The organism is Amycolatopsis sp. NPDC058340, assembly GCF_042723975.1.
Lineage (GTDB): Bacteria > Actinomycetota > Actinomycetes > Mycobacteriales > Pseudonocardiaceae > Amycolatopsis.
On sequence record NZ_JBHXIB010000046.1, the window covers coordinates 46,878 to 58,210 of the forward strand.

The 11,333-nt window shown below is 69.8% G+C and carries 8 protein-coding genes; 4 read left to right on the forward strand and 4 right to left on the reverse strand.

Annotated features, from left to right (window positions below):
• Position 1: 1 nt before the first annotated feature.
• The 4 genes from ACFWIW_RS33525 to ACFWIW_RS33540 all read right to left on the reverse strand — a co-directional run bounded on the left by ACFWIW_RS33525 (position 2) and on the right by ACFWIW_RS33540 (position 3,738).
• Positions 2 to 946: an NADP-dependent oxidoreductase gene (locus ACFWIW_RS33525; protein WP_378372150.1), complete on the reverse strand. Its 945-nt coding sequence runs from the start codon at positions 944 to 946 to the stop codon at positions 2 to 4.
• A gap of 104 nt (positions 947 to 1,050) precedes the next feature.
• Positions 1,051 to 2,013, reverse strand: a complete 963-nt coding sequence (locus ACFWIW_RS33530) for an ankyrin repeat domain-containing protein (RefSeq protein WP_378372151.1) — start codon at positions 2,011 to 2,013, stop codon at positions 1,051 to 1,053.
• Positions 1,997 to 2,833 (reverse strand): TIGR03620 family F420-dependent LLM class oxidoreductase, encoded by an 837-nt coding sequence (locus ACFWIW_RS33535; RefSeq protein ID WP_378372152.1) that lies wholly within the window; start codon positions 2,831 to 2,833, stop codon positions 1,997 to 1,999. Before ACFWIW_RS33535 ends, ACFWIW_RS33530 begins: the two co-directional genes overlap by 17 nt.
• Positions 2,830 to 3,738 (reverse strand): TIGR03620 family F420-dependent LLM class oxidoreductase, encoded by a 909-nt coding sequence (locus tag ACFWIW_RS33540; RefSeq protein ID WP_378372153.1) that lies wholly within the window; start codon positions 3,736 to 3,738, stop codon positions 2,830 to 2,832. Before ACFWIW_RS33540 ends, ACFWIW_RS33535 begins: the two co-directional genes overlap by 4 nt.
• A 96-nt stretch (positions 3,739 to 3,834) precedes the next feature.
• On the opposite strand from ACFWIW_RS33540, the gene ACFWIW_RS33545 reads away from it, so the two are divergent.
• The 4 genes from ACFWIW_RS33545 (at position 3,835) to ACFWIW_RS33560 (ending at position 11,133) form a co-directional block, all read left to right on the forward strand.
• Positions 3,835 to 4,401 carry a TetR/AcrR family transcriptional regulator gene (locus ACFWIW_RS33545; RefSeq protein ID WP_378372154.1) on the forward strand — a complete coding sequence of 189 codons (567 nt, stop codon included), beginning with the start codon at positions 3,835 to 3,837 and terminating at the stop codon, positions 4,399 to 4,401.
• A 140-nt stretch (positions 4,402 to 4,541) separates the two neighbouring features.
• Positions 4,542 to 6,140 (forward strand): phosphoglycerate dehydrogenase, encoded by a 1,599-nt coding sequence (serA, locus tag ACFWIW_RS33550; RefSeq protein WP_378372155.1) that lies wholly within the window; start codon positions 4,542 to 4,544, stop codon positions 6,138 to 6,140.
• A 305-nt stretch (positions 6,141 to 6,445) separates the two neighbouring features.
• On the forward strand, positions 6,446 to 9,850 hold the full coding sequence (locus tag ACFWIW_RS33555; protein WP_378372156.1) for a S8 family serine peptidase: 3,405 nt from the start codon (positions 6,446 to 6,448) through the stop codon (positions 9,848 to 9,850).
• 236 nt (positions 9,851 to 10,086) lie between these two features.
• Positions 10,087 to 11,133, forward strand: a complete 1,047-nt coding sequence (locus tag ACFWIW_RS33560) for a 3-isopropylmalate dehydrogenase (protein ID WP_378372157.1) — start codon at positions 10,087 to 10,089, stop codon at positions 11,131 to 11,133.
• Positions 11,134 to 11,333 lie beyond the last annotated feature (200 nt).

Genomic DNA, 11,333 nt, shown 5'->3' on the forward strand with positions numbered 1-11,333 from the left:
GTCAACTGGTCGTGACGGACAGCACGACCTTCCCCGTTGTTTTCCCCGCCGCCACGAGTTCTTGGGCTTTCGCGGCCTCTTCCAGCGGGAACACGGTGTCGATGGTCGGCTTGAGGCGTCCGCTGTCGACGAGTCCGGCCAGCGCGAGCAGCCCGGCGCGGTCCGGCTCGGCGAGGGTGAACCCGGCGGTGACCCCGGCGGCCTCGGCCAGCTCCGGCAACCGCTCGTCGTTCGTGCGGGTGAGCTGGACGAGCCTGCCGCCGCGGCGCAGCGTCTTGAGGGACCGGGGCCCGTACTCCAGGCCGATCGTGTCGAGGACGACGTCGACGTCGCGGACCTCCTCGGCGAAGTCCGTCGTGCGGTAGTCGACGAGTTCGTCCGCGCCGAGACGGCGGAGGAACTCGTGTTTGGCCGCGCTGGCCGTCCCGATCACGTACGCGCCGCGAGCCTTGGCGATCTGGACGGCGAGATGTCCCACTCCGCCCGCCGCCGCGTGGATCAGAACCCGTTGCCCGGGCTGGATGTCCGCGGTGTCGACGAGGCTCTGCCAGACGGTCAGCCCCGCGAGCGGGACCGCGGCCGCGTGCACATGGTCCAAAGTGGACGGCTTGCGCGCGAAGTGACGGCTCGGCGCGGCGACGTACTCGGAATACGCGCCCGCCTGGAACGGGAACGACGGCATGCCGAAGACCTCGTCGCCGGGGGAGAACAGGGACGCGCCCGCGCCGACCTCCTCGACCACGCCGGACACGTCCCAGCCGAGGATGAACGGCGGATCACCCATCGGGCCGATGCCGCCGGTCTCGCGGGTCTTCCAGTCGACCGGGTTGACGCCGGCGGCGTGCACCCGGACCAGGATCTGCGTCGGGCCCGGGACGGGTCTTTCGACGTCGACGAGTTCGAGGACTTCGGGGCCGCCCAGGCGGTTCTGGCTGATCGCTCGCATGGGTCCATTGTTCGGCGAGCGTCGTACTTTCGGCGAGGGTCCGGCGGGCCAGCGGTCGTCAGGATCGGGACACGCTTCTGGCCTCGTGAGTGGTAAGGACGGTTCTAACCGTCCTTACCACTCACGAGCGCCGCGATCTCCGTCTGCTCGAAGTGCTCGGCCCACCCCAAGGCCGACGACGAGTACAGCGAATCCTCCAGCGAAGGATCCGCCCCCACCTCGAGCAAGGCCCGCACCGCCTCCACGTGCCCGCCCTGCACCGCCAGGTGCAGCGCCGTGACGCCCTCCCCATGCGAGAGCCCGCCGAAGGTGCCCTGACGGTTCACCGAAGCGCCCAGCTCCGCCAAGGTCCTGATCGCCGAAGCCTTTCCCTGGGCGGCGGCCCACGTCAGCGCCGTGCCCCGGTAGACGTCGGCGTCGACCGAGGCGCCCCGCTCCACGAGGGTGCGCACAGCCGAGGACCGGTCGTTCCGCGCGGCCCACGAAAGTGCCTCGTCGACGATCTCGGCGGGATCGTCGCCCGGCAGCCATTCCGGGAAACCGCTGTGCGGCCGGTGGAATTCGCGATGCGCGCCCGCCGCGGGGGCGAGCGTGCCGTCCGGCGCGAGCAGCTCGTCGAGCAGGTCGGCCCGGCCGAGCCCCGCCGCCACCCGGAGGTTGCCGGGGGAGACGCTGCGCGAAGCCAGCAGCTCCGCGGCCTCGCGATGGCCCCAGAACAGCGCGACCACCAGCGGAGTCCCGCCGTCGCCCCGGGCCGGGACGTCGACCGGGGCACCCGCGTCGAGCAGCATCGTCACGAGCAGCGGCAGCCCGGCATACCCGGCCTGGTGCAGCGCCGTCCAGCCGTGCACGTTGGCGGAAGCCGGATCGGCGCCGTGGTCGAGTAGGATCCGGCACAGCCGCTCGTCGCAGGTCGCGGCGGCCATGCCGAGCAGGTCGTTCCCGTTCTTCCCGTGCGCGTGGACAAGCGTGGGCAGGTCGCCGATCAGGCGCGCGAGCCCGGCCAGGTCTCGCGCGTCGATCAGTTCACGTGCCTTCTCGAAGGCGAGTTCAGCCGGTGACGTCACGCTCCCGCACGCTACCCCCGACCCCCGACAGAACCCGCCATTCGGCCAGCGGGATCCGCTCGTCCCCGGTCAGGACCTGCAGGCAGACGTGGTCGGCCCCGGCGTCGAGATGCGCCTGGACGCGCGCGGAGATCTCGTCCTCCCCGACGGCGACCAGCGCGTCCACGAGCTTGTCGGAGCCGTAGTCCTCCTCGGCGAACCCGAACCGCCGCAGATTCGCCCGATGGTGGGCCGCCAGGTCCAGGTACATCGACACGTGCCGCCGCGCGATCTCCCGGTCCGATCCGACGACGACGGCCTGCTCGACGGCGAGGAAGGCCGAAGGCCCGATGGCCTCCCGCGCCAGCGCCGTGTGCTCGACGGGGACGAAGTACGTATGCGCCCCGTCGGTGCGTTCCGCGGCCAAGGCGAGCATCTTCGGGCCCAAGGCGGCCAGCACGCGACGGCGTGGGGAGTCCGGTGTGGACAGTTCGGTCCCGTCCATTTCGTCGAGATAGCCGCGCATTCCTTCCAGCGGTTTCGCGCCCGGAAGATGCCCGCCCAGTCCGAGGACGAAGCGGCCGGGGTACGCCTCGGCGAGGGTTCGCTCGGCGGCTGCCGCGGCGACGGGGGCCCGGTGGGAGAACCGCGCGATCCCGGTGGCCACGGTCAGCCGTGACGTCGCCGCCAGCAGCAGTCCGGCCTGCGTGAACGCCTCCCGGCCCAGGTACTCCCCGAACCACAGCGTGTCGAAGCCGAGCTCCTCGACTTCCGCGGCCGCTTCCCGGACTTCGCCGATTTCCTTGCCGTCGAAGGAAAACGTCCAGATCCCGACGCTCACCGGGTCACCGCCTTCAGTGCCGGGGCGAGCCGCTCCAGCTGGTCCACGATGGACGCGAGGTCGTCCCCGTCGGGAGTGACGAGCACGGTGTCCGCGCCGGCGTCGACGAGTTCCTTGACCCGCCCCGCGATCTTCTCCTCGTCGCCCCAGGCGGTCAGCCCGTCCACCAGCCGGTCGCTGACGCCGTCGATGTCCGCGTCGGTGTAGCCCAGCCGTTTCCAGCCCTTGAAGTAGTGCTGGACGTCGAACCGCTTCATCATCTCGATGTTCTTCGCCACGTTCGCCCGCGCCTGCGCACGGTCGCCGAGCAGGACCGCGTGAGTGGGAATCAGCAGCTTGTCCCGGCCGAGGATCTCGCGCGAATACGGCGTGTGCTCGAAGGGCTGGGCGAACGGATGCGCGCCGTCCGTCCGGTCCCGCGCGAGTTCGAGCATCTTCGGCCCGACGGCGGCGAGGATCCGCGGGAACGGCACGGGTGCCGGGAACTCGGCCGCCGCCTCGTCCATCTCCGTGAGGTACGCGTGGGTCTGTTCGAGCGGCCGGTAGTCCACGCCGGACTTCGCGGCCTGGAAGGAGTGGCCGATCCCGATGCCCAGCACGAACCGGCCGGGGAAGGCGTGGGCGAGTGTCCGTGCGCCGCTGTACGCGGTGCGTCCCGGCCGCGACCAGATGTTGGCGATCCCGGTGCCGATCACCACCTGTCCGGTGGACGCGAGCGTGATGCCGCTGTGCGCGAACAGCTCGCGACTGCCGGGGCCTTCGCCTGCCCACACAGTGCGGTAGCCCAGCTCCTCCAGGCGGCGTATCGCCGCCAGTTCCTCGCCGGGCGACGGGTGGGTCATGCCGAGCGGCAGCCAGACACCCACCGGGCCCAGCCGCTCCCGGGTTTCTTCGATCAAGGTCATTCTCGTCTCCCCAGCTAACATGAGGCAGCCTCCGCTTACGTCGTCCGACTATACGGAGGCTGCCTCCGATTTGTCGAGACTAGGCTCGGGAGCGCGATGGACACCGAGAAGAAGCCGCTGCGGGCGGACGCCCGGCGCAACTACGAGCGCCTCCTCGAAGAGGCGAGACGCGCTTTCGCCGCGCACGGGGTCGAGGCGTCGCTGGAAGAGATCGCGCGCCGGGCCGGAGTCGGCATCGGAACGCTCTACCGGCACTTCCCGGCGCGGGAAGCACTCGTCGAGACGGTGCTGCGTGAAGGCTTCGACGCGCAGGCCGAGGCGGCTCGCGAGCTGCTGGGCTCTCCGGAGCCGGTGGAGGCGTTGAAGGCCTGGTTCGCCGGGATGGGTGAACAGTCGGCGCGCTACCGGGGGCTGCCCGAGCTGATGGTCGACGTCCTCAACGACGAGACCTCCCCGCTGTACGCCTCCTGCCACGCCATGCGTGACCAGGTGTCCCAACTGGTGGAAAGGGCGAAGGCCTCGGGGGAGCTCCGGGCCGACGTCACAGTGCACGAATTACTGGTGCTGCTGCACGCGCTTTCCTGGGCCAGCGAACACCTTTCGGGTGACAAGGGCCTCGAACGGCTCCTCGATCTCGTTTTCGCGGGATTACGGGCGAGTTAACAATCCCCTGTCACCAGGTCTAAACTGCGGCGCAACCGGGCACAACGGCGTGACCGTCAACCGCTTCGAGGCACTTTCTCCCGTCGAGAAGCCAATCAACCCCGAGTCGCAGGCACAGACCAGATAGTGGGAGCCGTATCGTGACCAAGCCGAACAAGCCCGTCGTCCTCATCGCCGAGAAGCTCGCGCCCTCCGTGCTGAGTGTCTTCTCCGACGAGGTCGAGGTCCAGCATGTGGACGGCACGGACCGCCCCGCGCTGCTCGAAGCCGTGAAGACGGCGGACGCGCTGCTCGTGCGGTCCGCGACGAAGGTCGACGCCGAGGTCCTCGGCGCCACCACCTCGCTCAAGGTCGTCGCCCGCGCCGGCGTCGGGCTGGACAACGTCGAGGTCCCCGCCGCCACCGAACGCGGTGTCCTGGTGGTCAACGCGCCGACGTCGAACATCGTCTCCGCCGCCGAGCACGCCGTGGCGCTCCTGCTCGCCGTCGCCCGCCGGGTCCCGGCCGCGGACCAGAGCCTCCAGGGCGGCGCGTGGAAGCGCAGCGCCTACTCCGGCGTCGAGATCCAGGGCAAGACCATCGGCGTGGTCGGCCTCGGCAAGATCGGCCAGCTGTTCGCGCAGCGGCTCGCCGCGTTCGACACCAAGCTCATCGCGTACGACCCCTACGTCTCGGCCGCCCGCGCCGCGCAGCTCGGCATCGAGCTGGTCACGCTGGACGAGCTGCTGGAGCGCGCCGACGCGATCTCCATCCACCTGCCGAAGACCCCGGAGACCAAGGGCCTCATCGGCGCCGAGGCGCTCAAGAAGACCAAGCAGGGCGTCATCATCGTCAACGCCGCGCGCGGTGGCCTCATCGACGAGCAGGCGCTGGCGGACGCGGTCAGCTCCGGCCACGTCGGCGGTGCCGGTATCGACGTGTTCGTCACCGAGCCCACCACCGAGAGCCCGCTGTTCGGCCTGCCCAACGTCGTCGTCACCCCGCACCTTGGCGCCTCGACCGCCGAAGCGCAGGACCGCGCGGGCACCGACGTCGCGAAGTCCGTGCTGCTCGCGCTGCGCGGCGACTTCGTGCCGGACGCGGTGAACGTCGCGGGCGGCGGCACGGTCGGCGAGCACGTCCGGCCGTACCTCTCGCTCACCCAGAAGCTCGGCACCCTCCTGACCGCGCTGAACCCGAAGGCCCCGGCCTCGGTCACCGTCGTGGTCAAGGGCGAGCTGTCCACCGAGGACGTCAGCGTGCTGCCGCTCGCGGCCGAGCGCGGCGTGTTCTCCGGCGTCGTCGAGGACCAGGTCACCTTCGTGAACGCACCGCGCGTGGCCGAAGAGCTGGGCGTCCAGGTCGAACTGGTCACCGAGACCGAAAGCCCCAAGTTCCGCAGCCTGGTCACCGTCCGCGCGGTCCACGCCGACGGCACGACCCTTTCGGTCTCCGGTTCGGTCACCGGCAAGGACGAGGTCGAGAAGCTCGTCGAGGTCAACGGCCGTCACTTCGACCTGCGCGCCGAGGGCAACGTGCTGCTGCTCGAGTACCCGGACCGCCCGGGCATCATGGGCCGCGTCGGCACGCTGCTCGGCGAGGCGGGCCTCAACATCGAGGCCGCGCAGATCAGCCAGACCACCGACGGCGCGGACGCGGTGATGCTGCTGCGTGTGGACCGTTCCGTCGACTCGCATCTGCTGGAGCCGATCGGCGCCACCGTCGGCGCGCACACGATCCGCGCGGTCAACTTCGGCTGACCTGCGAAGCGCGTGAAGGCCCCCTTCCCTCGGCTGAGTCGAGGGAAGGGGGCCTTCACGCGCATTTCGCGATTAGTCGACTAAATGCGTTCGTTGTGTGTGCAGGGTTCGCGGGATCGCAGAGCAAGATTCAATAACGGTGAAAAATGCCTACTGAAGTCGGGCTGGTCCCCGGATAGGTTCTTCCGGCGAGGCCGAACCATCGCGTCGTCAAGGGCACGGCGCGGCGCCGGGGCTCACCGTCGGGGGTGTGTTGGAGCGGCAGGCAGGTTCCGAGTCAAGGCCTCGAGTGAGGGCACGTACTCATGAACAGATCCCGCGTACCCCGATGGGCGATCCGCTCGTCGGCCGCGGTCTTCGCCGCGTTGCTCGTGACGTCCGTGACCGGGGCGTCCGCTGCCGCGCAGGATGTCCCTCTCGCGGACGGCGTCACGCCGGCGAAGATCGACCGTAACGGATTCCAGGGGAAGGTCGAGCCGAAGCTCAAGGCCGCCCAAGGCAAGATCACCGCCTTCGTCGAGCTGGCCAAGCAGCCCGCCGTCGACGCCTTCAACGCCGAGCAGAACAAGGGTGCAGGCAAGGAAAAGGCGAAGAAAGCCGCGAAGGACGCCAAAGCCGACGCCGCCGCGACGGTGAACTCCGTCGTCGGGCAGCTCAAGGCCGCCGACGCCGGCACCCAGCTGGTCACGCAGACCGCCAACGCGGTCGCCGGCGCGGTCGTCACGGCCGACGCGGCGAAGATCCGCGAGCTGGCGAAGCGGCCGGACGTCGTCTCGGTCAAGAAGGTCGTGCCGAAGACCCGCACCAACTCCAGCGCGGTCCAGCTGACCAACACGCTCGCCTCCTGGCAGCAGACCGGCCGCTACGGCGACGGCATCCGCGTCGGCGTGATCGACGACGGCATCGACTACACCCACGCCACCTTCGGCGGTCCGGGCACGGCCGAGGCGTACAAGGCGATCAACCGCGACCAGGCCACCCCCGCCTTCCCGACCGACAAGGTCGTCGGCGGTATCGACCTGGTCGGCGACGCCTACGACTCGGGCAGCGACGACCCGGCCCTCAACACCCCGAAGCCGGACCCCAACCCGATCTCGTGCGGCCACCACGGCACGCACGTCGCGGGCACGGTCGCCGGATTCGGTGTGGACGAAGCGGGCAAGACCTTCACCGGTGACTACAAGAAGCTGAACAAGAAGAAGATCGAAGCGATGCAGATCGGCCCGGGCACCGCGCCCAAGGCCCTGCTGTACGCCATCAAGGTCTTCGGCTGCGACGGCTCGACCAACGTCACCTCGCAGGCGCTCGACTGGTCGCTCGACCCGGACGGCGACGGCGACTTCACCGACCACCTCGACGTCGTGAACCTGTCGCTGGGCGGCGACTTCGCCACCCCGGACGACCCGGACTCGCTGTTCGTGCGCAAGATCGCCGCGAACAACGTCGTCCCGGTGTTCTCCGCGGGCAACGGCGGCGACCTCAACGACGTCGGCGGCGCGCCGGGCAACACGCCCGAGGCGCTGACCGTCGCCAGCAGCCGTGACGCGTCCGTCCTGCGAGACGCCGTCGAAGCCGTCGCTCCCGACGGCGTGAAGGGCGCGAAGACCGGCCAGTTCAGCCAGAACTACGCGGCCTACGACACGCTCGACGTCACCGCGCCGGTGGTCACGCTGTCGGCCGACAACGCCGCCGGCTGCAAGCCGTACTCCGAGGCCGACAAGGCCAAGGCCGCGGGCAAGATCGTGTTCCTCGAATGGGACGACAACGACGCGACCCGCGCCTGCGGTTCGGGCGCCCGGTCGAACAACGCGCAGGCCGCGGGCGCCAAGGGCGCGCTGTTCTCGTCGACGCTGGAGCACTTCACGGCCGGGATCGCGGGCAACGCGGCCCTGCCGACGTTCCAGCTGACCGGCAGCGCGACCGCCTCGGTCCGTCCCGCGGTCGCCGCGGGCACGCTGCAGGTCCGCATGACCGGCAAGGGCCGTGTGTCCGTGCCGACCACCGATCAGTCCATTGTGGACACCCCGAGCTCGTTCACCTCGCGTGGCGGGCGCGGCCCGGCCGTCAAGCCGGACGTCGCGGCGCCCGGTGACTCGATCGCGTCCGCGCTGAGCGGCAGCGGGGCCGGTCGCCTGGTCATCTCGGGGACGTCGATGGCGGCTCCGCACACCTCGGGTATCACCGCCCTGATCCGTCAGGCGCATCCGGACTGGTCGGTCGAGGAGGTCAAGGCCTCGGTCATCAACACCGCCGGTCACGACATCCGTGACGCTTCGGGCCGGGTCTACGGTCCGCAGCGCGTCGGCAGCGGCCGGATCGACGCGAAGGCCGCGCTGGACAACCAGGTCCTGGCCTACGTCGTCGACAACCCCGGCTTCGTCTCGGTCAACTTCGGCGTCGTCGAAGCGGGCGGCCCGGTCACCCTGACCAAGACGGTCAAGGTGGTCAACAAGGGCATCAAGCCGGTCGAGTACTCGGTGGGCTACGAAGCCGTGAACTCGCTCCCCGGTGTCGAGTACACAGTGGACAAGCCGACGGTGAAGCTGAGCCCGCGCGGTATCGCGCTGGTGAAGGTGACCCTGAAGATCGCCGACCCCAAGGCGCTCCGCAAGGTCATGGACCCGACCATGGCGGCGACGCAGGTCGGGCTCGCCCGTCAGTTCGTGGCGGACGCCTCCGGCCGGATCGCGTTCACCCCGAAGAGCGGCACGACCGTTCCGCTGCGGCTCTCGGTGTACTCCGCGCCGAAGCCCGTCTCGTCCATCAACACCCCGGGCAACGTCAACTTCGGTGCCGGCCAGACCCAGGCCGTGCTGAACCTGACCGGCAAGGGCGTGGACCAGGGCTCCGGTGCGCAGCGGTACCGCTCGCTGATCAGCGTGCTCGAACTGCAGGCGGAATCCCCGCAGCTGCCCGAGTGCGACGGCGACGTCACCACCGACTGCACCCTGAACCAGACGGCCAAGGGCGCCGACCTGCGCTACATCGGCGCGGCGTCGACCGCTCCGCTGGCCAAGGCTCAGGGCGAGCCGGAGAACGCGTTGCTGGCCTTCGGTCTCACCACCTGGAGCGATCTGGCCAACCTGGGCAGCAACACCTCGCCGTTCGTGGACATCGACACCACGGGCGACGGGCAGCCGGACTTCGAGACCTATGTGACCAAGGTGACGTCGACCGACGTCCTCGTGGCGGTCACCGTGGCGCTGAAGCCGGGCTTCCCGCAGGTGGACATCCAGCCGATCAACGGCCAGCTCGGCGACGTCGACACGAACGTGTACGACACCAACGTCGTCGTGCTGCCGGTGAGCATCGCCGCGCTGGGCATCGACCCGAACGCCGCGTCGCACAAGATCAGCTACACGGTCGGGACCTCCGGGTTCTACGCGGCGCCGGGTGCGGACTCGTCGACGATCGACTACGTCGGCACGCCGCTTTCGTTCGACGCCTTGGCTCCCGCGTACTCGGTCCAGGGCGGCGGCGACTCCGCGCTGGGCTACGTCGCGAAGCCGGGCACGGCGCTGGTGGTCAACCGCAACGCGGCCGCGCAGGACACCGTGCTGGGCCTGCTGGCGATCGAGCACCACAACGCCTCGGGCAACCGGGCGAACGTGGTGAAGATCCAGACGAACGCCGGTGGTGGCGAAACGGGTGTCGACCGGCCGGGCAACGGCGGGCGGCACACCGGGCGTCAGCCGATCGGTGTGGGCTGACGCGATAGTGCGATAACCCGCGTTCGATGAGGTGAGGGACGCCCTGGCGGCATGCTTCGCGCCAGGGCGTCCCTTCTTGTTTTCACCCTTTCGGCTGTCTCGCTCTGTGGGAGGTTCCGGCATAAGGGTGGTGCGGCTACGGCTACCGGGCTACGGCCGGTAACCTTCCGCTGCTGGCGTTTTCTTGCGGATGGGCCATCCGGACTGCCGGTGGCCTGGTCTACGGAGGTGTGTGGATGCGGCTCGCGGTGATCCCAGGAGACGGGATCGGGCCCGAAGTGGTCTCCGAGGCGCTCAAGGTGCTCGGTGAGGTCGTACCGACGGCGGAGATCACGAACTACGACCTCGGCGCCGCCCGGTGGCACTCCACCGGCGAGCTGCTCCCGGAGTCGGTACTCGGTGAACTCCGTCAGCACGACGCGATCTTGCTGGGCGCGGTGGGCGACCCGACGGTGCCGAGCGGCATCCTGGAGCGTGGCCTGTTGCTGCGGCTCAGGTTCGAGCTCGACCACCACGTGAACCTGCGCCCCGCCCGGTTGTACCCGGGAGTGCGCGGACCGCTCGCCGAGGCGGGCGAGATCGACATGGTCGTCGTGCGTGAAGGCACCGAAGGCCCGTACGCGGGCAACGGTGGCCTGCTGCGCAAGGACACCGAGAACGAGATCGCGACGGAGGTCAGCGTCAACACGGCGTTCGGTGTCCGGCGCGTGGTGACCGACGCGTTCAACCGGGCCGAGGCGCGGCCCCGCAAGCACCTGACGCTCCTGCACAAGACGAACGTGCTGGAGTACGCGGGCTCGCTGTGGTCGCGGATCGTCGAAGAGGTCTCGCTGGAGCACCCGGAGGTGACCGTCGCCTACTCCCATGTGGACGCCGCGACCATCCACCTGGTGACCGATCCGTCCCGTTTCGACGTCGTGGTGACGGACAACCTGTTCGGCGACATCATCACCGACCTGGCGGCGGCCGTGACCGGCGGCATCGGGCTGGCGGCGAGCGGGAACCTCGACATCACGCGGCGGAACCCGAGCATGTTCGAGCCGGTGCACGGCAGCGCGCCGGACATCGCGGGCCAGGGTCTCGCCGACCCGACCGCCGCGGTGCTCTCGGTCTCGCTGCTGCTGGACCACCTGGGGCAGAAGGAAGCGGCGCGGCGGATCGAGGCCTCGGTGGCCTTCGACCTCGCGACCCGCGACCAGGCGTCGCCCGGTGCGACGCACGCGATCGGTGACCGGCTGGCGGCACTGGTGTCGTCGAACGTGCGCCCGGTCACTCAGTCGTAGTCGCTTGGGCCGAAGGGGCCCTTCGCCGCATCTACCGCGGTGAAGGGCCCCTTTTGTCACGTCCGGGACGCTGGGGGGCGCGGTGGCAGGCCCTCACCGCGTTTCGAGGGGGCATGTCGCGAAAGCCACTTTCGCGACATCTGATGTCCCCAAAGTGGCTTTCTCGACGCACCCGCAGGGCGGTCTCTTATAAACAAAAA